Here is a 25,762-nt window from a genome sequence, read left to right as displayed (position 1 = left end):
ACCTCAACTGAATACCATAATATTTCCCCCTCAGAAAATCTCTAGCTTTTAACCTTATTCAAATAAAAAACCCCAGTCGCAACTGAGGTTTTTTTATTTAACTTTAAATATGCAATTATTTAATTTTTGCTTTCGATTTTAAATATTGCGTATAGTCTTCTAACAATTGCTGACCACGAAGTTGTTGATATAATCTCGTCAACTCTTGTGCCTGTGTTGGATCTAAACCATCAACAGGTGCTTTTTTCACTTCTGACACAGCAACGACCACCATTTCATTAGGTAAAGTTGTTGTTGTTACAGACCACATTCCTGCTTTAGGCTCTGTCAAACTAAAAGCTGCACGCTCAATTTCACGCTTTAAACCTTGTGAACGTGTAAATGTTCCCGCAGATTCAAAATGAAATGGATATTTTGCTAGAACTTCTTGTGCAGGTAACTTTTTAAAGTCAGCCAACATATTTTCAATTTTAGCTTTTGCTGCTGTTGCTGCTTTAACTTGAATTAATTGAGCCTTAACACGTGCAGTTGCCTGAGCAAGTGGCTGTACACCTGCGGCATGATATTCACGTACTTTAACCCAAACTGTACTGCCATCTGCGAGTTGAATGCTACTTGATACATTCTTGTCGCCATTTTTAACATCATCACTAAATAGTTTTGCTTTGACACTTGGGTTTGCTAAAACAGGATTTTGAGTTGCAACTGTAACAGCTTTAGCAGACTCAATTTTTGCTGTTTTTACTTCACTTGGAACAATATCCAAAGCGTCATTACTGACAACTTGCTCATTTAAACTATTTACAGTATCTGCAAATAAATTTGCTGACTTCGCCTTTAATACTTCTGCGGTTAAATCTGCTTTTTTGGCTTCAAATGATGGTACATCGCCTGCAACAGTATGAACCTCAATAATATGATATCCATATTGTGTTTTAACTGGTCGTGTAATTTCATCATTTTTTGCAGATTTTACAGCATTATCAAAGTTTTCATCAAATACACCTTCAGTATAAGACTCAACTAAACCGCCCTTCGTTTTTGAAGAAGGATCTTCTGAATACTGAGCAGCTGCTTGCGCAAATGTTACACCACCTTTGATTTTACTATAGACATCATTCGCCAATTTTTCTGCTTGTTCTGCAGTACGATTGTCTGTTGTAATTAAGATATGTTTCACTTCACGTGTTGCATTTTTTTTCTGCTGATCTACAAAAGCGGTATAAGCTTTTTGTAATTCTGCATCTGATACTGCTGCATTTGGCTGTGCCAACATCGCTGGTGTTAAAACCACATAATCAACATCGACAGAAGCAACCTGCTTAAATTTGTTTTGATGTTTATTGTAATAATCCGCAATTTCTTGGCTGCTTACTTTTACATTTTGTTTATATTCATCTAGATTTACGCTTGCTAACTGAAGTGTACGCTGTTCCGTTTGTAAGTTTGCAATTTGTTGTAAATCTTGCTTACTTACTAAAGCATTATCCGTAAAGGTACTCATTAATGTTTTTAAAGCATGATCTTGACGTACATTCGCAATCAAAGCAGCACTTGTCATACCAACTGAACGTAAATAGTTTTCATATAATTGTTGAGAAAATTTACCATTTTCTTGAAAACTAGGCTGTTGTGCCAACATCTGTTCAATCTGAGCATCACTTAAAGAAATCCCTAGTTTCTCTGCATGTTGGATTAACAAGGCACGAGCCACTAAACCATCTAAAGCAGCATTTTGAATAAATGAATGATTTAATAATGATTCATCACCATTTACCATAGATAGATACTGATCTTTAAATGCTTTTGTTTGCGCTTCTAAATCTTTATTAGAAATGTCTTGACCATTTACAGTCTTCGCCACATCCGCTTTATTTCCCCCACTAAAATAACCTTCAATACCGACCAATGCTAATGGAGTCAAAAATAAAACGAGTAGGACTTTTCCGAGCCAACCTTTTATGACTTTACGAAACGATTCCATAAATCTTCCAATATTTTATTTGCTAGGGAGTTTAACTGATATTCATATATGAATGAATGCGCTAAGCGTGATTTATTCGTTATTTCCATAAAAAAACGCGCCCTACAGGCGCGTTTTTGACTGTTAAAGATTAAGCAACAGAATCTTTAAGTCCTTTACCTGCTTTAAAGCTAGGTACTTTACTTGCTTTAATTTGAAGCTCTTCACCAGTTTTAGGGTTACGACCAGTGCGTGCAGCACGCTCTTTAACGCTAAATGTACCAAAACCAACTAAAGTTACAGTATCACCACCCTTTAACGCTTCACCAATTGAAGCAATAGTCGCATCCAATGCTTTACCAGCATCAGTCTTAGACAATCCCCCTTTTTCTGCAATTGCGTCAATTAATTCTGATTTATTCATGAAGATTACGTCCTCTTATATCGTTCGTTTAAGATCCAAGGCTGTGGTTTGAAAGGCCATGCTGACTTTATAGCAATGCTTTGGGGGAAAACGCAAGACTACAATAATGCTTTTCACAAAAATAACCTGCAAAAAACAAAAAATAAGTTTATTCGACATCTTGACTGCTTATTTTTTGTAGTTGAATAGCGAGATTCTTATTCTCTTCTACCAAGCTGTCTACCTTCTGATGTAATTGCAAGATCAAAGTCTCTAAATGTTGCACATCTTTTACTGTCACTAAACCAATTCGATTAAGTGAGTGGTTAACATGTTGATCTAGCGTTTTCTCTAATTTCTCTTTGGTTTCGATTGCAGTTTCTTTCGTTTTTTCAGTTACTGTTTTCGTTGTTTGTTCAACATCTACATCTTCGACACTTTTAGACTCTAGCTCTTCGCCCACTTTCACCAGAGAATCAAATAATTTATTACCCTCTTCTTCTGCACGTGAAAATGCGCCTAAACCAGCCAACCAAATTTGCTTTGTATACTTTCTAAAATCAAGAGAAGATTTACGTGAAAACTTTGCTTTAGCATTCGGTATGTCTTTTTTTGCTTGTTCTATTATACCATCCTTAGATACTGGGTAATCTTGATCCATCTGTACTCTCTCCTGCATATTTTATATACAACTTTATCATTAAAATGTGAAATAACGTTATAATAACAAATAAACCACTTGAACCTTTTGCAAAACTGTTCTACAAAGCAAAGTAATTTATTTTATTTAAATGTGAACCAGTTCTCCATACATATAACACGAGATCGGATTCTTTGTGTGAACTATAGGAATTTTTTTATGAGCGAATCGCAACAAAAGCAGGGTCAAAGTCGTTTGTTGCTCAATACTCTAATGATCATTTTGGAAACATTTTACTCATTTGTATTAAAACACGACCGTGTTGTTCGCTTGCAAGCTAAAAACTTTGTTGCCAAGCAAATCACTATAAAAATAAATAGTTACATTCCTTATGTCGACTTTTATATTCAATTCACAGACAAAGGTATTTTATTTGACCTAAAAGAACCTGAAAAACCTGTTGATTTAACCGTCAGTAGCACTGTACTTGATTTAATTCAAATTTTTGTGTTTGGCAACCGTCGTAGCATGAAAAAAATGAGAGTCGAAGGTGAAGACTTACTTAAAGATCAATTCCGTGATTTGGTTTTACCCTTCACTATCCCAAGACTACTTTCTGATTGGAAACAATGGCTTACTAATCCAGAACATGATCAGGATGGACTTGGCTCAAAAAAGCGTATAGCACCATTATTGGAAAAAATTGATCAACAACGCTCAAAAATCAACACATTACAAGTTGAAGTCAAGCAATACCAAAATCGTATCCGCCGCATGCAGCAGCAACAAAAGACCATAAAGGTGATTTTATGCGTGATTTCGATTCTCTTTATTGCGTTAATTGTGTATAATTCTTGGCAAATATTTTTCCAATAAATTGGATTTAACTCACAACAATAACGTGATTAAAAAATACTTGACTAAATTAGTCAGAATTCAGCCGAAAATACTTGACTATTTTAGTCAGGATTCATAAAATCATGTTATCTAGTCTAATAACATGTGTATCGAATCATGCGCCTTACTACTCGCGGTCGCTACGCAGTGACTGCTCTACTTGATCTAGCTTTGCAGCCAACTGAACAAACGATCACGCTTGCTGAAATCGCAGCTCGCCAAACTATTTCTGTCGCTTATCTTGAGCAATTATTTGCTAAACTTAAACGTCATGGTCTAGTTTCAAGTGTTCGTGGAGCCAACGGTGGTTATCATCTTGCGCGCAGTGCTGATGAAATTACAGTATTAGAAATTATTGAAGCCGTAAACGAAACTGTCGATGCAACACGTTGTGACCACAAAGGCAATTGCCAAAATGGTGCAATGTGCTTAACGCATGATCTTTGGCAGGAACTCTCCCATCATATTGCCGATTATTTAGCTAAAATTACGCTTGCTGATCTCGTCGCACGAGACAACGTTCAAACTGTTGCTCTACGCCAAAATACACCAAGTTTTGATTCAGCCCTTTTATCGGTTACAGGTATCTGACATGAAACGTCCTATTTATCTTGACTATGCAGCAACTACTCCTGTCGACCCTCAAGTTGCTGAACGTATGATGGAATGCTTAACCTTTGATGGTATCTTTGGTAATGCAGCATCTCGTTCACATGCTTATGGATGGCAAGCGGAAGAAAAAGTTGAATATGCACGTGAACAAGTCGCAAATTTAATTAAAGCTGATCCACGTGAAATTGTATGGACATCAGGTGCAACTGAGTCTGATAACCTTGCACTAAAAGGTATTGCTCAGTTCTACGGTTCGAAAGGCAAACATATCATTACAAGTAAAATTGAACATAAAGCAATTTTAGATACTTGTCGTGAATTAGAAGAAGAAGGCTTCGAGATTACTTATCTTGAACCTGAACCACAAACAGGTTTAATTACCCCTGAAATGGTTCAAGCAGCATTACGCCCTGACACTATTCTTGTATCACTCATGATGGTCAACAATGAAATTGGTACTGTAACTGATGTTGCAGCGATTGGTGAGTTAACACGTGCCAATAAAACTTATTTTCATGTTGATGCTGCACAAGCTGCTGGTAAAGTTGAAATCGACCTTTCAACCATGAAAGTTGATTTGATGAGCTTTTCTGGTCATAAAATTTATGGTCCTAAAGGCATTGGTGCATTATATGTACGTCGTCAACCACGTGTTCGCATTAAAGCACAAATGCATGGTGGCGGTCATGAGCGTGGTATGCGTTCAGGTACACTTGCAACACACCAAATCGTAGGTATGGGTGAAGCATTTGAACTTGCTGGTAAGAATTTACAAGCAGAACAAACTCGTTTACGTGTACTTCGTGACAAACTTTGGAATGGTTTACAAGACCTTGAACAAGTGTTCTTAAATGGTCATCCTGTTTACAATGTTGCTAACTATTTAAATGTGAGTTTCAACTTTGTTGAAGGTGAATCACTCATGATGGCACTTAAAGATGCAGCTGTTTCTTCAGGTTCAGCGTGTACATCTGCAACTTTAGAACCATCTTATGTTCTTCGTGCATTAGGTCTGTCTGATGAATTGGCTCACAGCTCAATTCGTTTCAGCTTTGGTCATTATACGACTGAAGAAGACATCGACCATGTTATTACAATTACCAAAGCAGCAGTTGAGAAATTACGTGAACTTTCTCCGCTTTGGGACATGTATAAAGAAGGAATTGATTTAAATTCAGTTGAATGGGCTGAACATTAATTTCATGAAAGACTTGGCATTTTGTTGAAAATCAATAAAATGCCCTCATATTAACTGTAGCAATACATCTCATCAACGCTGACCCCGAGGTTTGGAGAAGCATCATGGCTTATAGTGAAAAAGTAATTGATCATTACGAAAACCCTCGTAATGTAGGTGTTTTAGATAAAAATGCTGAAAATGTTGGTACAGGTATGGTCGGTGCACCTGCTTGTGGTGACGTTATGCGCCTTCAAATCCAAGTGGATGACAATGGTGTAATTGAAGAAGCACGTTTTAAAACTTATGGTTGTGGTTCTGCAATTGCTTCAAGTTCATTGGTAACTGAATGGCTCAAAGGTAAAACTTTAGACGAAGCTCAAGCAATCAAAAATATTGATATTGCAACTGAACTTGCACTTCCTCCTGTAAAAGTACACTGCTCTGTACTTGCAGAAGATGCAATTAAAGCTGCTGTTGAAGATTACCGTAGCAAAAAAGCTAAAGCCTAATATCTGTTGGTTTATTTTACAGATCATTTCATAACGGAGTTTTCATGATCAATTTAACTGAAAATGCAGCAACCCATATTCGCAATTATCTAACCAATCGCGGTAAGGGTGAAGGTATTCGTCTTGGCGTGAAAACTTCAGGCTGTTCAGGCTTAGCTTATGTACTTGAATTTGTAGATGATATGGATACACACGACCAAATGTTTGAACAATTTGGTGTGAAAGTTTTTGTAGATCCAAAAAGTTTGGTTTATCTTGATGGCATGGAAATGGACTATGTAAAAAATGGTCTAAATGAAGGCTTTGAGTTTAATAATCCAAATAAAAAAGGTGAATGTGGTTGTGGTGAATCTTTCACAGTTTAAGCCATTTTCAACTTTTACATATTAAAACAGTGTTTTACACTGTTTTAATCGTATTTATCTTCATCAAATTAACAACATCGTTTTCTTGCAAAACATCGTGGACGAGTATCTCCCATGAGTCATTTTGAGCTGTTTAATCTCCCAGAAGCACTCGATATTGATCAAGCAAGTTTAAAATCTCAATTTTTAAAGTTGCAACAACAATATCACCCAGACAAAGCTGAAGATAAAGATCAAGCTTTGATTAAATCCAGTGACATTAATCAAGCCTATAAAGTCTTATCTCATGTTGATAGTCGTGCAGCTTATTTATTATCACTCAAAAAGCAAGATCATCATCTCGATCAATCTATTAATGATTTTGAGTTTTTACAATCTGCTTTAGAGATTCGTGAACAACTTGACGAAGCAACAAATAACGAACAACTTAATTCCCTCAAAACCGAAGTAAAACAATGGATTGATGGTTTAGTTCGTGAGTTTAAAATCGATTATGTCGATGCTGATTGGTCAGAAGCACGTGATACTGTACGTAAATTACGCTTCTTTCAAAAAGTCATGAATGATATCGAAAAAGCAGAAGATCAGCTTCTTGATGATGAAGACTTTGACCTAGATGATGATTTCTAATTTTTAGTTTTTTAGTTGTGAATTTAATTTTGTATTTTAGAAAGGATGTAATCAATGGCACTCTTGCAAATTGCTGAACCTGGTCAATCAAGTGCGCCACATGAACACCGCATTGCAATCGGTATCGACTTAGGCACTACACATTCTTTAGTTGCGACTGTTCTCTCTGGACAGGCAAAAGTATTAAATGATGAGCAAGGACGTGTCTTACTGCCTTCTATAGTACATTACGCTCAAGATTCCACCCAATATGGTGATGCAGCTAAACCTTTTATTACTCAAGATCCTAAAAATACGATTGTTTCTGTAAAACGTTTTATGGGACGCTCACAAGCAGATATTAAGTTTCAACATCCTTATACTTTAGTGGGTGAAATCAATGAAATGCCTGCTTTTGAAACAGCACAAGGACGCAAAACACCTGTTGAAATCTCAGCAGAAATTTTACAACAACTTAAAGAACGTGCCGAACAAAGTTTAAAAAATCCTGTGAATGGTGCTGTCATTACTGTGCCTGCTTATTTTGATGAAGCACAACGCCAAGCAACGCGTGATGCTGCTCAACTTGCAGGTTTAAATGTTTTACGTTTACTCAATGAACCGACTGCTGCGGCTGTTGCCTATGGTTTAGATCAAGAGACTAATCTTGCAACAGATCGTAATTACGTGATTTATGACTTGGGTGGCGGTACTTTTGACGTTTCAATTTTACGCTTTGCCCAAGGTGTGTTTGAAGTTTTAGCCACTGGTGGTCATACTGCCTTAGGTGGTGATGATTTAGATCGTTTAATTGTAAAATGGGCAAAAAAACAACTCAATATCGACAACTTAGATGATATTGAGTACGCACATTTTGTTATTGCTGCTCGTAAAGCCAAAGAAGCTTTAACAGAGCAAGAATCTGTAGAATTAAAACTTTTAGATCAGACACTTACCTTAGATCGTGCAAATTTTGAAAAAATTATTAAAGTCGCTTTAGACAAAACCATCAGTGTATGTAAACGTGTATTACGCGATGCAAAACTTGAACTCAATGACATTCAAAATGTCGTTTTAGTGGGCGGTTCTACTCGTTCATATGCCGTACAAAAAGCCGTTCGTGAAGTCTTTAATCAAGAGCCTCTTTGCACAATTAATCCTGATGAAGTTGTCGCAATTGGTGCTGCAATTACAGCGAATCAACTGATTGGCAACTCTAAAGATGGTTCATTATTACTTGATGTTACTCCACTCTCTTTAGGTTTAGAGACCATGGGGGGACTCGTTGAACGCCTAATTTCACGCAATACTGCTATTCCTGTTGCACGTCGCCAAGAATTTACCACTTATCAAGATGGTCAAACAGCAATGTTGATCCATGTTGTTCAAGGTGAACGCGATTTAGTTGAACATTGCCGTAGTTTGGGTCGCTTTGTCTTACGTGGTATTCCACCAATGACAGCAGGTCAAGCACGTATTGAAGTGACGTTCCAAGTGGATGCTGATGGCTTATTAACTGTCTCTGCTAAAGAAACCACTTCAGGTGTACATGCTCAAATCGATATCAAACCTTCTTATGGTTTATCTGAAACCGATACTGAACGTTTGTTACTTGATGGTTATAAATTTGCAGAAATTGATAAAGACTTGCGTCATCTCAATGAAACTAAAGTTGAAGCACGTCGTGAACTAGAAGCATTGGAACAAGCCTTAAAAGTAGATGCTAAACTTCTAGCTGATGAACAATTAAATGCATTGAATCAAGCTGCGCTTGATCTCAAAGCTCAACTTGAAACAGATGATATTAAAGCAATTGAATATGCTGTTGAGCAATTAAAAACTCACAGTGATGCTTTTGCTGCTGAACGGATGAATCAACACATTGATCACGCCCTCAAAGGCACCAAACTAGATGACTGGTCAAACTCAAACTAATTTATAGGTCAAGACTATGCCACGTATTAAAGTACTTCCTCATGCAACAATTTGCCCAAATGGTGCTGAGTTTGAAGTTGAAGCAAATACTAATCTTTGTCAAAGTTTACTTGATAATGGTATTAAAATTGAACATGCTTGCGATATGTCAAAAGCATGTACAACCTGTCATGTCGTTGTGCGCAAAGGTTTTGATAACTTAGATGAAATGGATGATATTGAAGCAGACTTACTTGACCGTGCTTGGGGCTTAGAAGCAGACTCACGTTTGTCTTGCCAAGTCAAAATTGTGGATGAAGATATGGAAATTGAGATTCCAAAATACACGCTCAACCATGCTTCAGAAAACCATTAATCGTTAATTTTTCAGAAAAAAACCACTTTCATAGAAGTGGTTTTTTATCTGATCTTTATTTCATTCTCAGTGATATTTTAAGATGTGCTCGTAATTTCATCTTCCACTCTTAACTTGACAACACCTGAAGAGTTGGTTAACTTTTGTTGTAATTTAATACGCTCAATCATTTTTTCTAAAACATCTACCAATTCTGAATATTCAAAATTTTGTACTTCTTGCATATTTAAAACTAAATGAAAACCTTTATATTCATAGTCAAACCACTGCTGACTTTCATTTTTAATATTGGAATATTTTTCCATTACCTGCCAAGTTTTAACTAAGTCTTGAATCCCTTTTAATTCCATCGGCTCTTTAGGTGCGCACAAATAATTATTTTTAATTAATTTATACGTATCATCAGAAATAAGAATTTCATCAATTTCAGCAGCACCTTGTAAACGTGCAGCTAAGTTTGCATCACGACCTACAATTGTGTATGCCATACGATGAACAGCGCCATAATTTCCAACGTGACAATATCCAGTACTAATTCCCATACGAATGTGTAGTGGTGCATAACCCATTTTTTCCCAACGCGCCCGTAAAAACTTCATTTGTTGTCGCATTGCAATCGCCATATCTAAGCAATTTTTAGCGTCTTGCTCAACGCCTTGCGAGTCAGGGTCACCAAAGAAAATTAAAATAGCATCACCCATAAATTTATCAATGGTCGCGCCATATTGTTTTGCAATTTCAGTCATATGACTCAGATAATCGTTGAGCACAAAAGCCAAATCATCAGGAATTAGAGTTTCTGAAAGCTCTGTAAATCCTTGAATATCAGAAAAAAACACAGTAATTTTTTTACGCTTATATTCTAGCTTTGCCTCCGTTTCCCCTCGCATAATAGACTGCCAAAGCTGTAATGGCGCATAACGACTAAGTTGATTAGAAAGCTGAATATAACGATTCATTTCATTAAAATAATTTTGACGCTGCGTATCTACACGTTTGATGCGTCGAATTTGATAATAATTAGAGATATTAATAAAAATAATTAAGCCAATAAAACTTAAAACTGTTAATTCAGATGAAGTCTGTTGAAAGTAATCATCAAAACCAAAAATAAAAATAATATTAAAATAAAAAACAATAATACTGATCAGTATAGCAAACGAACTGAGCATCATTGAGATTTTATTATTTACTGCAACATAAATAATAATAAATAATAAAATAAATGTAATAACTAAACTTAAATGTAATGCAGCTAAGACTGTTGAAATAACAACAACATCTATTAAAAAATAAATATTTTTTCGGACTTGTGATCCGTATTGATATTCAAGCCATCTAGATAATCTTGGGCTAATGAGAATAATAAATAAAATAAAAAAAGGCACATAAATTTGATTATGTGCATGAGGAGAAGTGAAATAATAAATAATCAACAATAATGCAACCATTAAATATCCCATAAAACGCTGAAATATTTCAAATTGCTTAGGTTGTTTATCCAACACACGATCTAGTGGCAAATTATTACCTCGAATGTCATTTATTATTCACTCATCCGTGTGTCGTAAATAATTAGTCCATACGCCAATCAAATGGCATATCACCTTGACCACGTAATGCCAACATTAAAGTTTGACGCATATGTGCTAATACATCATTACTATAAGGTACAGCAGGTGTGCCCCATACTGGTTTCGGCCATGCGACATCATTCTGATAACGTACAACATGATGAAAATGGAGTTGTGGCACCATATTTCCAAGTGCAGCAACATTCATTTTATCAGCACGAAAAACACGCGCAAGCTGACTTGATAACCAACTTGATTCACGTAAAAACTGTTCTTGATCTGCCTGACTTAATTCATAAAGCTCAGTAATACCAGGCACACGTGGAATTAAGATTAACCACGGAAATTGCATATCATTCATTAAACGACATGTTGAAAGCGGGAAATCGCCGACAAAAAAAGTATCTTGAGCAAGTTGTGGATGCAAACTAAACATATCTTTATAAATGACGCAAAATTAAAAGGATGCTTAATACTAACACATCGGTTTTCATGTGAATATTGCTTATCTTGTGTTTCGGTACAAATTAATGAAAATTGCTTTGAACCTGATCACACTTATACTTTAAACTGTCGTAGATTTTTTACAAGAGGAGAAATTGAATTTTTTACAGCATTCAATTTCTTTTCTTGATGATTTATCACTTCAATTTTTAGCTTTTTTAAAGTCTTTTATCTCAGCTCTAAAAGTAATTGGTTGAGTAAATCTTGAATAAATTGAATACGTTTTTCATACTCTTCCAACATCACCATCACTTTCAAGCGTTGCCCACCTTCCATACGAAACCATGTTGGGTGCTTTTGCATCATTTGAATAATGCTCATCGCTTGCACTGGTGTATCTGGTGAGAATTCAATTGCACCACCATTTGCACCAATATCTATTTTAGTAATACCCAGTTGTTCAGCTTTAATGCGAATCTGATGAACATGAAATAATTGCTTGACGGGTTGTGGAGGTATACCAAAACGATCAATCAATTCCATTCTGATGTTATCTAATTTTTCCTGTGTATCTGTGTTACTAATGCGTTTATAGAACAATAATCGCTGATGTACATCGCCCAAATAATCATCTGGAATCAAGGCAGGCATGTGTAAAGTAATTTCTGAGGTCAATGATAATGGAGCATCAAAATTCGGGGTTTTACCTTGTTGAATCGCTTTGGTGGCTTTTTCAAGCATTTCCATATACAAGCTATACCCAATTGCCTGCATTGAACCACTCTGCTGTTCACCCAATAACTCACCTGCACCACGAATTTCTAAGTCTTCAGTAGCAAGCATAAATCCCGCACCTAGGTTTGATGCTCTTGAAATGGCATCCAGACGCTTCTCAGCATCACCTTTTAAACCCTTGATGGAAGGTACCATCAAATAGGCATAAGCCTGATGATGCGAACGACCAACTCGACCACGTAATTGATGTAATTGTGCTAAACCGAGTTTATCTGCACGTTCAATAATAATAGTATTGGCATTAGGTACATCAATTCCAGTTTCAATAATCGTTGAACACACCAAGACATTATATTCTTTGTGATAGAACTGCTGCATGACTTGCTCGAGTTCACGTTCTCGCATTTGTCCATGCGCCACAGCAACACGTGCTTCTGGAACTAAATTGCGAATATTTTCCGCCGCACGCTCAATCGTATCTACTTCATTATGTAGAATGTATACCTGACCACCACGGAGCAATTCACGTAAAATTGCCTCTTTCATGGTTTCATCAGTTTGTTCATTGACAAAGGTTTTGACTGCCAAACGGCGTGCAGGCGGTGTCGCAATAATTGATAAATCACGCATTCCACTAAATGCCATATTTAAAGTTCGTGGAATTGGCGTCGCAGTCAGTGTCAACATATCAACATCTGCACGCATCGCTTTGATCCTTTCTTTGTCACGTACACCGAAACGATGTTCTTCATCTACAATCATTAAACCTAAGTTTTTAAATTGCACATTTTCTTGCAGAATTTTATGCGTTCCGATCACAATATCAACTTTGCCATCAGCTAAATCTTCAATGGTTTTGGTATGTGCTTTACTTGTACCAAAACGTGATAATACTTCGATCCGAATTGGCCAATCTGCAAAACGATCTTTAAAAGACTCATAATGTTGTTGGGCTAATAATGTCGTTGGCACTAAAACAGCGACTTGTTTATTATTTTGTACCGCAACAAAAGCAGCACGCATCGCCACTTCTGTTTTACCAAAACCGACATCACCACAAACCAAACGATCCATCGGTTTAGCTTGCTGCATATCATACAAAGTCGCTTCAATGGCATTTGCTTGATCGAGTGTTTCCTCATAAGCAAACCCACTAGAAAACTGCATATAAGCACTTTGTTCTAGCTCAAAGCTGATCCCCGGTTTAGATTGACGGCGTGCCTGAATGTGTAACAGTTCGGCTGCAACATCATGGATTTGCTCTAAAGCTTTGCGCTTAGCCTTATTCCAAGCATCAGTACCTAATTTATGTAAGGGTGCTAAATCTGGATCTCCACCACTAAAACGGCTAATGAGATGTAAATTCGTCACAGGCACATAAACTTTGGCATCATCAGCATAGTTCAGTTGTAAAAACTCATAATCTTGTTCATCAATATTTAATGTGACTAAGCCTGCATAACGCCCCACGCCATAATCAATATGAACCACAGGTGCACCAATACTTAGCTCAGTTAAGCTACGAATCAGAAATTCTTCAGAAACTTCTTGCTGTCGTTTTTTTCGACGTTGTACGACACGATGTTCATAAAGCTGATTTTCAGAAATCACCGATAAATGATCTGTAACCACTAAACCCCGATCAAGCGGCGCATGAGTAATTGCCACAGAAAAATTAGATTGTTGAAAATTAGCAAAATTATCAACAACAGGAATTTCACCTAGACTCGGACGTAAAGCATCTTTGAGTGTTTCTCGACGTCCTGCACTTTCAGCGACCAATAAAACGGGATGATTTGCTTCATCAATATACTTTTTAACAATCTTAAAGGGTTGTTCTAGCTTTGGATCTACAGGTAGTTTTGCAGGTGGTTCAGCCGTTAAATTAATCGCACCTGATTTCAATGTATCAACAGCTTCTACAGATGCAATAATTCTTGGGAATTGATTTAAATATTCAAATAACTGATTAGGCTGAATAAAAATTTCTTCTGGCGGCAGTAAAGGTTGATCAACATTATGACGTCGGTCTTCATAACGACGCATCACATCTTTCCAGAAATGAGTTAGACCTTCATCAATATCTTTATCTGTAATGACAATCGCATTATGTGGTAAGTAAGAGGTCAAACTGCTTTGTGTTTGCATCGCCGCTTGCGAAAAAAATAGAGGAAAATAAAAATCTAAACCTGGTGAGGCTATTCCCTCTAAAACATCTTGATAAATTGGGTTTTTCTTAGGATTTGCGGTAGGAAAACTTTCGGCATAACGGTCACGAAAGGTTGATCGAGCCTCTTTTAATGGAAACTCTTTTGCTGGTAAAACAGTAAAATTTTCCAACTTGGTTGTGGTTCTTTGTGTTTCTGGATCAAAAAATTTTAAACTGTCGATTTCATCATCAAATAGGTCTATACGAATCGGTGCATTTTGCCCAGATGCGTAGATATCCATAATACTACCGCGTACCGCAAACTCACCATGATCATATACAGTATCAACCAAATGATAACCTGCTTGAATCAAACGTATTTTTTGTTGTTCTAAATCAAATTTCTGCCCCACTTTAATATCAAAGTGTTCGCCTAATACCCATGAAGTTGGTGCAACCCGCTGTGCCAATGTTGTCGCGGAAACCAATAAAATCCCTTTCTTCGGCATATTGGATAAAATCGATAAGCGTTCAGAAACAATATCTTGATGAGGCGAAAGTCGATCATAGGGTAATATTTCCCAGTCTGGAAATATCGTTGGTTTTATTCCATAAAATTCAAGTTCACTTTCAAGTTGACCTAGATGCTGATTATTTCGAGCAACTAAAACGAATAATTGCTCGGACTGCTCTGCTATTTCCTTAAACAATAATGCAGCAGATGAACCCAACATTGAACCAATCCAACGTTTTTCACCTGCTTTGAGTTGTTTTAAATTTAATTCAGAGATTTCTTGTTTAAACATAATTGCATAAGGTCAAAAAGACATAGCGGTAGTTTAACATGATGACTTTATTCAGTTGAGTGATTTTGTTTTTCTTATTGTGATCAAGGTCGCCGAATACCATTTACCTTAAGAACAATAGTATTGAAAATGTTGAATACTCGTGTTCATTTTTCTCTTTTAAACTCTTTATAATAAGCATTTAATTTATATATCACTTGCTTCAATTGTTTCAAATTTTCCTCATTATTTCCCAATCTAACGACATATCGTCCAGAAGCAATTTCTAAATCAATCTTTTCATTAATAAGGATTGCTGTATAAAACAAACTTTTTAAATCATCAAAATTTTGCAGTTTACGATTAGAAAAATAAACTAATCGCTCAGATAATTCATTCACAACAATGCCATCCACAATAAACCCTTGTTCTTCATCAATTTGAATATTCTGTTCTGTTAAAAACGCCTGTTCTACTGTGTTTTTATTTCCCTGAAAAAATTCTGAAATTTTACGAAACATGATAAACAACCCAAATTTTGGAGCTTCTATATTAACAAACATCGTTCTATTGAACAGTAAAAATTAATTAAAGCATACTACTGCTTAAAAAAATGCTCATTAAGCATGGTAATAAAAATTAAACAATAATGTAGATAAATTTAATTTTGATTATTTATTCACCTATTATTATAAATTTTTATTTTTTATATAAAAACCCTCTATCTATTTTCAAACTGTATAATTTATAATTGACTAAAATACTTGGTATTAATTAAATAATCCTTTCAAGCAAATAGATTTTTATAAAAAAGTTGGTTTAAAATGCAAAATTATATTCCCTTCCAATTACGCACACTTGTTACTCAAATTGACCCACTACTTGATATGTATTGGGAAGATAATCTTAGAAATATCTTTGCTAAAATCAATCTGACCGACCAAGAAAATATTTATCAACAAATTTTACAACCTAAAAATATTCGCTGGGATCGTGAACAACAACGTTTTACCCATCATTTAAGAGATGATATCAACTCAATTGTTGAACAAATTCCACACGCAGGTATGAAAACACTTGCTCAAAAAATTGTCATGTCGCTTAATCAATTAAAAGAATATAAAAATGTGACTGAAGTCGCAGATTATTTAGAGAGTATTTTAAATCAAATTGATAAAATTGATGTTGAAGATAATATTGAATTACAACGTTTAAAATTAACTATTCGTAAAGAGTTTATTTATGCAGCAGCAACCATTATTAAACATAAAAATGATTTAAATATTGCCAATAACTTCCGAAATTTTACATTAGACTGTGTAAAATGTTTTATTTTAGAAGTTTATTTAAAACAACAATTGCTTGGTTTTTGGTTTAAAACCTTACGACCACGCCATTTAAAAGGTCAATCCCAAGCATTATTTAATGATTTTTTATTAAAACAACAAAAAATTAGACAGCTAGAAGTCATAAAAACATCTAAATATATTTTTGCACTTGCTCCAAGTAGAGATCTAGATATTAACCCATTTTCTATTCGTCGATTTTTACTTGAAGAAAAAATTACTTTTTCAAGTAATGTATATCTTAATGGTGCTGCTTTAGATCTCACAACGATGAATCAAGAAACTGTTGTAACAGCATTTGCAGAACATATTAGTCGTATTATCACGGTTGAAAAATTAATTAGCCAACAAATTACAGACCTCATTGATCGCTTTGAATTATATAGTGTTAATAATTTACTTCCTTTACTATTTCAATCACTAGACTCATCTGGCTTATCTGCTGAAAAAGTTGTACAACAACGTCTATGGGACTTTGAACAGTTGTTAAGTATTCATATTTTAGAACCTTTAGAAGATGCACTCAGAAACATGTTACAAAACAATGATGAAGCAGAATATCTATTCATTAGTATGCGTCAATTACTTGCTGACATTATTAGCTATTATAAAGATTTTCAGAGCCAACCTGCTATTATGTTTGACCAACAAGCCGATAATTTTGCGGCTCGTCTTACAGCATATTTAACACTAATCGCTAAGCGTAAATATGATATTTTTACTGTATCTTCAAATGAAGATTGGCTAAAAGCACTAGAACTCATTTCTGAACCAATTACTGAACTTAAAGTGATTTGTAAAGATGCTTTGGATAAATCCAAAGTTTTAAATTTAGAAATGAAAGAAAAACAAAGAGATATGAAAGAAAAAGAAAACTCGTTTTTTAGCAAACTACTCAACAAACAAGAAAAGCTACAATCTCAATTGATTGAGTTAAAGCAACAATCAACTGATTTAAAACAGAATGCTTATCTAGAAATCGTTCGTATTCCTAAAAAATATCCTACTTTGACTGTATATTTAGAATTTGAGTCTCTTATTTCCATTAATGACAAAGAACGCCATTATGCTTTCCCAACAGGCAAAAACTGGTTAACTCGTTTACCTATACTCGTGCAACTACCTGAAGACCGTAGTCTATTTAACTTACAAGAATTGTATCGTACGATGGAGTTTGATTTGAGTAAAATGAATCAAAAATGGACTGCTGCTATGAGTGCCTAATGATCTTGAAATTAAATTAAAATTTTCTATTTTATTAAAATACTTTACATTTATTCTTCATAAGAAATGTAAAGTATTTTTAAAGATAAACTTATTTAACATAAATCATTTATATTACAATTCTACAATACTTTTATTTTAATATTTATCTTAACTTCAAATAAGGAACATCCTACTTCTATTCACTAATTTTAATGTTATGGGGGTATTTACTTATGTTAAAAACAATTATTGTAACCTCATGGAAATACAATACAACTTCAAAATACTTAAAAATATTTTATAATAATGGCAGTGGTGAACTTTATTATCCTGTACCTGAGTTTATTTATAATAACTTATTGCGGTGTAATGATAAAACAGCTTTTGTACAAAAATATTTAGAGTATGATCTACATTTTACTCGGCTTACTATACTTTAAATCAAAAAAATCAGGCTAGTCCTGATTTTTTATCGTATATAATCTTTAAACGTAATCATAAATAAACCTGCACCTAAAGATAATGTCGTAGTTAAAAACCTTTGATCATTTTTAACTGCTTGTAGAAAAGTTTTTACTTCAGCAGTATGGGAAATGACATTATCTACAAATAATACACCACCTTGCTTATTCATTATTTCACTTAAATAAGGCCAATATTTAAGATATTGATCACGTTCAGCATCAAGTAAAATAAAGTCATATTTTTCTTGTGTTTGCGCTAAAAAATCAAAAGCATCACCTACCCAAAAATCAACTAAATGATCCAACTTAAAATCTTGAGCATAAGCTTTTGCTTTAATCGTACGCTCTTCATCAATTTCTAATGTGGTAATCCTGCCTTCTGTAACCTGTACTGCATCAGCAAGCCACAATGTAGAATAACCCGTCGAAGTACCTATTTCTAATACTTTTTTAGATTGTTGAATACGGATTTGCATTGCTAAATATTGAGCAGAATCAGGTTCAATATTTCTATAACGCTTTATTCGATCACATTGAGTGGCATCATATTTAATAAAAGATTGGTATAAATGATTTATTTTTTCAACAAAGTTTAAACTCATACTCATCACAATAATCCATTTTTCTATTTAGTTTTAATATTGCACTTATTTACGTCAAACACATGACATTTAAAATAAATTACAATCTATTCTATTCCCTTTGAACAAGTACGACTATATCACTATTGTATTTATAAAATCGATTCGAATTCATTATAAAATAACGATATAGCACAATTAAAATTAACTTAATTCATTAATAAACTCAAATCGTGGTTGAACTGTGCCATTTTCCAACTCTATAGATTCATTAAACATGTCAAATGGTCTCACCCATATAGAAAAATCACCATATAGACACTGATAAACAACAAGTTTTTCTTGGGTTTCGCTATGCTGTGCCACATGTAAAACTTGATATAACTTTCCTTTATAATGTCGATAGATACCTTGTTTCATTCATTTAAACTTTTAAATTAAAAATTGAGTATAAAATTAAATTTTCTCTTATACAAATATTTAAATATAAAAAAATCCGCTTCAAGAGCGGATTTTTTTATATTTTCAATTAAGAAAAATCTAATTCTTTTTCAAAGCCTTTTAACTCATGACGAGCCATTGCTAAGTTTGATTTAGCACGATCTAATACTAAATAAAGGAACAAGTTTTCATTTGATTCTAAAGGACGAATTAAATGATACTGTTTACCTAAAGTAATTAGAATATCTTCAATTTGGTCATCTAGTTTTAATGCTTTTGCAACTTTACGTTTAGCACGAACAACTTCTGTATTACCAGCAGCAGCTAATTCTAAATCAATACCTGTACCAGCAGTAGCAAGTGATAAACCACTTTCGCTATCTACTAATGCAGCACAAACAAAACCATCAATATCTGATAAAGGTTCTAAAGTAATACGAGCCATAGGATTCCCCATTGTTTTCTTGTTTAACGTGTTATTCTGTTCTAGTTATATTATGAACTACAACTAAAACAATATTCCCCTCGATGGTTTAAATCGAGTTCTTTTCAAAAATCAATATGAAGTAATTTCAAAGTATTTACTCCCATATTCGACTTTTTATCTCTACCTAACTTTGCACTAATATATCAATATATAACGGTATGTATACAGTTTATTTTGAAATATTTTTATTTTTTTGTACGTCTTTCATTAAGTTGAATATTTAGATAAATTTTCAACCGTTGACTTCGTTTCGTAAAGCATTTGTCCAATTAAAATATCTTTAGATGTTAAAGCCACTAAAACCATTGGATACTGAGGATGAGGCACTGCCGTTAATAATGCCTTACCATTTTCCGCATCAAGGGTAATGGTTTGGCATCCCACTAAGTTAATTTCTGAAATAAAGGCTGTCACCATTGCAAGAATTGAGCTACTTACAGCCGCAATTTTTCCTGAATTATTGACATTCTTTTTATTTGCTAATGCAATTTCAAAACCATCTGAAGAACATAACATCACAAAATCAATACCAGAAACGCTGTTGAGCAAATTTCTAATTTTTAGTTCGCCATATGCTACAAACTCATCTGGAATTTTTCTTGATAGATTCACATCTAACATAACCCCACCTATAAATAGATTTAAATTAATTTACTTTTCATAGATATGACTCTAATTAAAAAGTTATTAATTTTATATTCGCCCCAAATTATAGTGAAATATATCACACATTTTTAAGTTTAATATACATACAACGCAATATTTTTTGTTATTTTCAGATTATTTTTTGCCTTTTCTGCACTCCTAAAACGTTTATTTAATTAACTTTTCAACTTAAATAAAATTATACTTAAGATGAGCTAAATTAAAATCATCTTGATTTATGCTTTAATATATGTACAAAGTGATTATTTAATAAAATCGAAAAAACAGATCATTAAAATAAAAACAAACTGTTTTACCTATGTTTAAAATTATCTTACTATAAGCTCAATGAATAAATTTACTCCCTTGGAGATTGTTAGCATGTTAGATACAAATACTTCTGCTCAATTAAAAACACTTTTAGAACGCCTTGAAAGCCCGATTGAAATTGTCGCTTCTTTAAATGATTCTGATAAATCTGACAAAATCAAAGAACTTGTGACTGAAGTTGCTGCTCTTTCAGATCAAGTGACTGCTCGTTTTGATGGTCAAAATGACCGTAAACCAAGCTTTGGGATCGCAAAAGTTGGTGAGCAACCGCGTGTCTTCTTCGCTGGCTTACCTATGGGGCATGAGTTCACTTCATTGATTCTTGCACTTTTACAAGTCTCTGGTTATGCACCAAAAGTTTCTGATGAAGTTTTGGCACAAATTAAAAGTTTAAATTTGACTGCAAACTTTGATGTATTTGTCTCTTTAAGCTGTCACAACTGTCCAGATGTGGTTCAAGCATTAAACCTGATTGCGATTAATAATCCAAATACCACTGCAACCATGATTGATGGCGCATTCTTCCAAGATGAAGTTGAAGAACGCAAAATCTTAGCTGTACCTATGGTATTCCAAAATGGTGAGCATATCGGTCAAGGTCGTATGACTTTGGAAGAAATTGTTGCCAAACTAGATACAGGATCGGCAGCTAAAGATGCTGAAAAACTCAATGCCAAAGATGCTTTTGATGTATTGGTGATTGGTGGTGGACCTGCTGGCGCAACTTCTGCGGTTTATGCTGCACGTAAAGGCATCCGTACAGGGATCGTTTCTGAACGCTTTGGTGGTCAGGTCATGGATACTATGGACATCGAAAACTTTATTTCAGTGCAAAAAACTCAAGGTCCTAAGTTCGGTGCAGATATGGAAGCGCATGTACGTGAGTACGGCGTGGACATCATGAACTTACAAAAAGTTAAAAACATTGTGGGTGCTGACCAAACAAGCAATGGTTTAGTTGAAATTGAACTTGAAAATGGTGCAAAACTTGAATCGAAAACCGTAATCCTGTCTACAGGTGCACGTTGGAGAGAAATGAATGTACCGGGTGAGAAAGAGTATAAAACACGTGGTGTTGCATACTGTCCGCACTGTGATGGTCCATTGTTCAAAGGTAAGCGTGTTGCCGTGATTGGTGGGGGTAACTCAGGAATCGAAGCGGCGATTGATCTTGCAGGTATTGTAGAGCATGTAACCGTGGTTGAGTTTGATACTAAACTTCGTGCTGACCAAGTTTTACAGGACAAGTTAAACAGCTTGCCGAATACCACAGTGATCATGAATGCACTTTCAACTGAAGTGATCGGTGATGGTTCACAAGTGACTGCTTTGAAATATAAAGATCGTGCGACCAATGAAGAGCATATTGTTGAACTTGCAGGAATCTTTGTACAAATTGGTTTATTGCCAAATACAGATTTCCTAAAAGAAACAGCTGTAGAACTTTCTAACCGCAACGAAATCGTTGTCAATGACCGCAACGAAACCAATGTCAAAGGTGTATTTGCCGCAGGTGACTGTACGACTGTGCCGTATAAGCAAATCATCATTGCTGCGGGTGAAGGTGCTAAAGCCTCGTTATCTGCCTTTGATTATATTATTCGTTCTGGACAATAAGATATTTCATTTAAATTCTCTATTAAAAAAGCCTTTTATCTTTACTGATAAGAGGCTTTTTTAATGATCATTTTTTCATTAACAATTTTAAATATTTTTTTCTCATGATTTTGTTTATATTGCCAATATCCATTGTTATGGATTTAAAAAATAATAGGTTAAGAAGGTAAAACAAATGAATAAATTACTTGTTGCTTTAGGTCTTGCTGCTACCGTTGCACTTGTGGGTTGTAATAAAGACAAAGCTCCTGAAACTGGTGCCTCTACTGGTGAACATTTAGAAAATGCTGCTGAGCAAGCTGGACATGATGTTGCAAATGCAACTGAAAATGCAGCTAATGCAACTGCAACTGCTGTAGATAACGCTGCAAGTGCAACTGTAGATGCTGCTCATGATGCTGCTAACGCAACTGCACATGCTGCTGATGCGACTGTAGATGCTGCTAAAGATGCCACTGCTGCAACTGCTGGTGCTGTTGAACAAGGCGCTGCTAATGTAAAAGATGCTGCTAAAAACTAATATTTTCATACTATATAAAAAACTCCCACGGGAGTTTTTTATAATATTTGTACAGCTATCACATTCATCTCATTTATTATAAAAAATAATTTAATCAAAATTACTGATTTAACTCATCAATTATTCTCAATATATTGCTCAATAATATATGTATTATAAATCTATGATCTCGTAATTAGTCGCTTAAATTCTCTCACTTACTCAGCTTTTTATACTTCTCCTATGTCTATTGTTGCTGCAAAATCTGACCGATCGAATGCCTCGGTTTGGGTCGCTCTTGTTCTTTTAATTCTAGGTACTTTCGGTGCTTATTCCGTGGTTGGGCTGAATCAAGCCTTATTATTTCTTATTGGCGGTGCTTTGGGTATGACGCTCTATCACGCTTCTTTTGGGTTTACCTCAAGTTGGCGTGTGTTTTTAAATGAGCGTCGTGGTCGTGGACTCCGTGCTCAAATGATCATGTTGGCGCTTGCAGTGTTGCTGTTTTTTCCTGCATTAGGCGCTGGTGAATTATTTGGTCAATCTGTGCAAGGTAATGTCAGCCCTGTCTCCATGTCTGTCATGATTGGTGCTTTTATCTTTGGGATTGGCATGCAACTCGGTGGAGGTTGTGCTTCGGGTACCTTATACACTGTTGGTGGTGGTAGTGCCCGAATGGTGATCACCCTGATCTTCTTTTGTCTGGGTTCATTGATTGCGACAACACATTTACAATGGTGGTTTGATTTACCGCATTTCGCACCTATTTCATTGGTGAAAAGTTTAGGTGTTGTGCCTGCATTACTGCTCAATTTCGTAATTTTCGCAGTGATCGCATGTCTGACCGTTTACTTTGAGAAAAAGCGTCATGGCTCACTTGAAGGTGAAAAAGCAAATGCTCATCAGGGTTGGTCACGTTTTTTGCGTGGTCCATGGCCTTTGATTTGGGGTGGCATCATCTTAACTTTATTAAATTTTGCCACACTTGCTTTGGCAGGTCGTCCATGGGGCGTGACCTCTGCTTTGGCGGTCTGGGCAGCAAAATCTGCAAGTCTGCTTGGGGTTGATGTTGCTTCGTGGGCATATTGGCAAATACCTGCCAATGCCAAAGCACTTTCTCAATCCTTGTGGTTTGATATTACCTCAATGATGAATTTTGGCATCATGCTCGGTGCTTTATTGGCAGCAAGTCTTGCAGGTAAATTTGCACCGAACTTAAACATTCCGAAACGCTCCATTATTGCTGCTGTTGTTGGTGGTTTATTGTTGGGTTATGGCGCACGTTTGGCGTATGGATGTAACATCGGTGCTTACTTCAGTGGTATTGCTTCAGGCAGTTTGCATGGTTGGTTATGGCTTGTTTTTGCCTTTCTGGGCAATGCTATTGGGGTAAAAATTCGTCCATTTTTCTTTCCGAATGAAAAACCTCAAGCAACTAAACTTACAGGTTGCTAACTGTTGTATAGGCTGATGTTAAAAACTTAAATATTCAGTCCAAATTTTCAGACTTTAAGTCCCCTTGATTTACATCAAGGGGCTTTTTTTTATATCCATTCTTAAATCAGTACAGCTCATCTATTTCAGCTTATACATTTGATATATCTGTCAAGAAAAGCTCAAAAATGTCATGCATTTTACAGCGGTCTAAAACAACATATTATAAGATGTATTTAATATATATTTTCATAAAAAATACTGAGTATAATTTGCTAATTTTCTTCAGCTTGGGCAAAGTAAAATAAAATATACGGAGCACATGGATATGACATTATTGGAACAATTGGGGATTCAGCATCCTATTTTACTTGCTCCAATGGCAGGGGTTTCCACACCTCAACTCGCTGCTGAAGTTTCGGAACAGAATGCATTGGGTTCCTTAGGTCTTGGTGCAAATACGGTTGAAACAGCACGTCAGCAAATTTTGCAAACACAAGCTTTAACTCCAAAATCATTTCAGGTGAATTTTTTCTGTCATGACAGTATTGAAAATGACAGCGCAGCCAATCAAGCCTGGATTGATTACTTAAGCCCTCAATTTGCACAATTGAATGCTGCACCGCCAACAGAATTACAATGCATTTATCCAAGTTTTAAAGACAATGATGATTTTCTGAATTTGTGTCTGGAGACTAGACCTAAAGCAGTCAGTTTTCATTTTGGTATTCCACATCCACATCAGATTCAAAAGCTTAAGGATGCAGGTATTGTGACCATGGTTTCAGCCACCAATCTGGTTGAGGCTCAAGCCATCGAAGCGGCAGGGATCGATGTGATTATTGCTCAGGGTGTAGAAGCTGGTGGGCATCGTGGTATTTTCAACCCATCCATTGATGCTGCCATTAAAACTTCGGATCTGGTGCAGTTGATTAAAAAGCATTGTAGCCTACCGATCATTGCAGCAGGTGGCATCATGAATGGTCAACAAGCCAAAGCCATGCTGGCGCTCGGTGCGGACGCAGTACAACTTGGCACAGCATTTGTACAGTGTAAATCATCCAATGCCAATGCAGCTTATCGTCAAGCCTTGTTTAATCAGCCTTTGACTCAAATTACAGCCACCATTTCAGGACGTCCTGCCCGTGGTTTAATTAATCATTGGCATGAGCAAATTGATGTTCCTGATCGGGTTGATCTTGCACCCTATCCTTATGCTTATGATCTTGCCAAACAACTCAATGCACTGGCAAGTAAACAAGGTGACTTTGGTTACGGGGCATTTTGGGCGGGTACAAATGTTGCGCAAATCCGTGCATTGGAAGCTCAGGATTTAATTAATCAGTTAGTCGTGGAAATCAATCACGCTTAATGCTTAGGCTAAAATTAATCATATTAAATGAATCTGTCACGATCAATCGACACAAAATGATTCATTATGTCGCTGCCATTACCTGAATCATTTGTGCTTCTGAGCATTACACAGGAGGGAATTTATTTTCATTTTTTACAATGTAAAATTATTCCCTCCTCTTTTTTTTAAAGCAAAATAATCAA

The 25,762-nt window shown here is 35.4% G+C and carries 25 protein-coding genes; 14 read left to right on the top strand and 11 right to left on the bottom strand.

Translation table 11 applies throughout. The features are described 5' to 3' along the window. Positions 1-115 precede the first annotated feature (115 nt). The 3 genes from HX005_RS09285 to HX005_RS09275 all read right to left on the bottom strand — a co-directional run bounded on the left by HX005_RS09285 (position 116) and on the right by HX005_RS09275 (position 3,027). Positions 116-1,984, bottom strand: a complete 1,869-nt coding sequence (locus HX005_RS09285; protein ID WP_286377123.1) for a SurA N-terminal domain-containing protein — start codon at positions 1,982-1,984, stop codon at positions 116-118. Positions 1,985-2,114: 130 nt separating this feature from the next. Continuing rightward, positions 2,115-2,387 carry a non-specific DNA-binding protein Hbs gene (gene hbs, locus HX005_RS09280; protein WP_065993948.1) on the bottom strand — a complete coding sequence of 91 codons (273 nt, stop codon included), beginning with the start codon at positions 2,385-2,387 and terminating at the stop codon, positions 2,115-2,117. 148 nt (positions 2,388-2,535) lie between these two features. Continuing rightward, the gene (locus HX005_RS09275) at positions 2,536-3,027 is read right to left on the bottom strand and encodes a phasin family protein (protein WP_286377122.1); all 492 of its coding nucleotides are present in this window, start codon (positions 3,025-3,027) and stop codon (positions 2,536-2,538) included. Positions 3,028-3,225: 198 nt separating this feature from the next. Here HX005_RS09275 and HX005_RS09270 point away from each other — a divergent pair, with 198 nt between their 5' ends. The 8 genes from HX005_RS09270 to fdx all read left to right on the top strand — a co-directional run bounded on the left by HX005_RS09270 (position 3,226) and on the right by fdx (position 9,468). Continuing rightward, positions 3,226-3,882: a hypothetical protein gene (locus tag HX005_RS09270; RefSeq protein WP_286377121.1), complete on the top strand. Its 657-nt coding sequence runs from the start codon at positions 3,226-3,228 to the stop codon at positions 3,880-3,882. Positions 3,883-4,020: 138 nt separating this feature from the next. Next, complete coding sequence (locus HX005_RS09265; RefSeq protein ID WP_107008762.1) at positions 4,021-4,494, top strand: Rrf2 family transcriptional regulator; 474 nt, start codon at positions 4,021-4,023, stop codon at positions 4,492-4,494. 1 nt (position 4,495) lies between these two features. Then, on the top strand, positions 4,496-5,713 hold the full coding sequence (locus HX005_RS09260; RefSeq protein ID WP_107008763.1) for an IscS subfamily cysteine desulfurase: 1,218 nt from the start codon (positions 4,496-4,498) through the stop codon (positions 5,711-5,713). Positions 5,714-5,817: 104 nt separating this feature from the next. After that, complete coding sequence (iscU, locus tag HX005_RS09255) at positions 5,818-6,204, top strand: Fe-S cluster assembly scaffold IscU (RefSeq protein WP_107008764.1); 387 nt, start codon at positions 5,818-5,820, stop codon at positions 6,202-6,204. 44 nt (positions 6,205-6,248) lie between these two features. Further along, positions 6,249-6,569, top strand: a complete 321-nt coding sequence (gene iscA / locus HX005_RS09250) for an iron-sulfur cluster assembly protein IscA (protein WP_107008765.1) — start codon at positions 6,249-6,251, stop codon at positions 6,567-6,569. A 114-nt stretch (positions 6,570-6,683) separates the two neighbouring features. Continuing rightward, positions 6,684-7,199 carry a Fe-S protein assembly co-chaperone HscB gene (gene hscB / locus HX005_RS09245; protein ID WP_286377120.1) on the top strand — a complete coding sequence of 172 codons (516 nt, stop codon included), beginning with the start codon at positions 6,684-6,686 and terminating at the stop codon, positions 7,197-7,199. Positions 7,200-7,253: 54 nt separating this feature from the next. Continuing rightward, complete coding sequence (gene hscA, locus HX005_RS09240) at positions 7,254-9,113, top strand: Fe-S protein assembly chaperone HscA (protein WP_286377119.1); 1,860 nt, start codon at positions 7,254-7,256, stop codon at positions 9,111-9,113. A 16-nt stretch (positions 9,114-9,129) separates the two neighbouring features. Then, a complete protein-coding gene (fdx, locus tag HX005_RS09235) occupies positions 9,130-9,468 on the top strand; it encodes an ISC system 2Fe-2S type ferredoxin (protein ID WP_107008768.1) in 339 nt (112 codons plus the stop codon). A 77-nt stretch (positions 9,469-9,545) separates the two neighbouring features. Here the strand turns inward: fdx and HX005_RS09230 are convergent, their stop codons facing one another. From HX005_RS09230 to HX005_RS09215, 4 genes are all read right to left on the bottom strand, one after another. Continuing rightward, complete coding sequence (locus tag HX005_RS09230) at positions 9,546-10,991, bottom strand: adenylate/guanylate cyclase domain-containing protein (protein WP_286377118.1); 1,446 nt, start codon at positions 10,989-10,991, stop codon at positions 9,546-9,548. A gap of 52 nt (positions 10,992-11,043) precedes the next feature. After that, positions 11,044-11,478, bottom strand: coding sequence for an HIT domain-containing protein (locus HX005_RS09225; protein ID WP_004989091.1), 435 nt, complete (start codon positions 11,476-11,478; stop codon positions 11,044-11,046). Positions 11,479-11,714: 236 nt separating this feature from the next. Beyond that, the gene (mfd, locus tag HX005_RS09220) at positions 11,715-15,176 is read right to left on the bottom strand and encodes a transcription-repair coupling factor (RefSeq protein WP_286377117.1); all 3,462 of its coding nucleotides are present in this window, start codon (positions 15,174-15,176) and stop codon (positions 11,715-11,717) included. Positions 15,177-15,322: 146 nt separating this feature from the next. Beyond that, on the bottom strand, positions 15,323-15,676 hold the full coding sequence (locus tag HX005_RS09215; protein WP_286377116.1) for a hypothetical protein: 354 nt from the start codon (positions 15,674-15,676) through the stop codon (positions 15,323-15,325). 303 nt (positions 15,677-15,979) lie between these two features. Here HX005_RS09215 and HX005_RS09210 point away from each other — a divergent pair, with 303 nt between their 5' ends. Together HX005_RS09210 and HX005_RS09205 are read left to right on the top strand one after the other, a co-directional pair. After that, positions 15,980-17,725 carry a hypothetical protein gene (locus HX005_RS09210; RefSeq protein WP_286377115.1) on the top strand — a complete coding sequence of 582 codons (1,746 nt, stop codon included), beginning with the start codon at positions 15,980-15,982 and terminating at the stop codon, positions 17,723-17,725. Positions 17,726-17,940: 215 nt separating this feature from the next. Further along, positions 17,941-18,147: a KTSC domain-containing protein gene (locus HX005_RS09205; RefSeq protein ID WP_107009294.1), complete on the top strand. Its 207-nt coding sequence runs from the start codon at positions 17,941-17,943 to the stop codon at positions 18,145-18,147. 29 nt (positions 18,148-18,176) lie between these two features. Here the strand turns inward: HX005_RS09205 and HX005_RS09200 are convergent, their stop codons facing one another. The 4 genes from HX005_RS09200 to HX005_RS09185 form a co-directional block, all read right to left on the bottom strand. Continuing rightward, a complete protein-coding gene (locus HX005_RS09200; RefSeq protein ID WP_107009290.1) occupies positions 18,177-18,779 on the bottom strand; it encodes an O-methyltransferase in 603 nt (200 codons plus the stop codon). Positions 18,780-18,956: 177 nt separating this feature from the next. Continuing rightward, positions 18,957-19,172 (bottom strand): DUF1653 domain-containing protein, encoded by a 216-nt coding sequence (locus tag HX005_RS09195; RefSeq protein ID WP_286377114.1) that lies wholly within the window; start codon positions 19,170-19,172, stop codon positions 18,957-18,959. 109 nt (positions 19,173-19,281) lie between these two features. Continuing rightward, positions 19,282-19,638 (bottom strand): roadblock/LC7 domain-containing protein, encoded by a 357-nt coding sequence (locus HX005_RS09190; RefSeq protein WP_107009288.1) that lies wholly within the window; start codon positions 19,636-19,638, stop codon positions 19,282-19,284. A 249-nt stretch (positions 19,639-19,887) separates the two neighbouring features. Beyond that, positions 19,888-20,301, bottom strand: a complete 414-nt coding sequence (locus tag HX005_RS09185) for a roadblock/LC7 domain-containing protein (protein WP_107009287.1) — start codon at positions 20,299-20,301, stop codon at positions 19,888-19,890. 405 nt (positions 20,302-20,706) lie between these two features. On the opposite strand from HX005_RS09185, the gene ahpF reads away from it, so the two are divergent. The 4 genes from ahpF (at position 20,707) to HX005_RS09165 (ending at position 25,577) form a co-directional block, all read left to right on the top strand. Further along, positions 20,707-22,272, top strand: a complete 1,566-nt coding sequence (ahpF, locus tag HX005_RS09180; RefSeq protein WP_286377113.1) for an alkyl hydroperoxide reductase subunit F — start codon at positions 20,707-20,709, stop codon at positions 22,270-22,272. Positions 22,273-22,447: 175 nt separating this feature from the next. Further along, positions 22,448-22,792 (top strand): hypothetical protein, encoded by a 345-nt coding sequence (locus HX005_RS09175; RefSeq protein WP_107009285.1) that lies wholly within the window; start codon positions 22,448-22,450, stop codon positions 22,790-22,792. Between the two features lie 222 nt (positions 22,793-23,014). Beyond that, positions 23,015-24,226, top strand: a complete 1,212-nt coding sequence (locus HX005_RS09170) for a YeeE/YedE family protein (protein WP_286377112.1) — start codon at positions 23,015-23,017, stop codon at positions 24,224-24,226. A gap of 307 nt (positions 24,227-24,533) precedes the next feature. Further along, positions 24,534-25,577, top strand: a complete 1,044-nt coding sequence (locus tag HX005_RS09165) for an NAD(P)H-dependent flavin oxidoreductase (protein ID WP_286377170.1) — start codon at positions 24,534-24,536, stop codon at positions 25,575-25,577. Positions 25,578-25,762: the final 185 nt, after the last annotated feature.

The sequence above is a fragment of the Acinetobacter sp. R933-2 genome (assembly GCF_030325485.1).
In the GTDB taxonomy this organism is placed as follows: domain Bacteria; phylum Pseudomonadota; class Gammaproteobacteria; order Pseudomonadales; family Moraxellaceae; genus Acinetobacter; species Acinetobacter sichuanensis.
The sequence above is the reverse complement of the archived record's forward strand: the minus strand, read 5'-3'. Positions and strand labels throughout refer to the sequence as shown.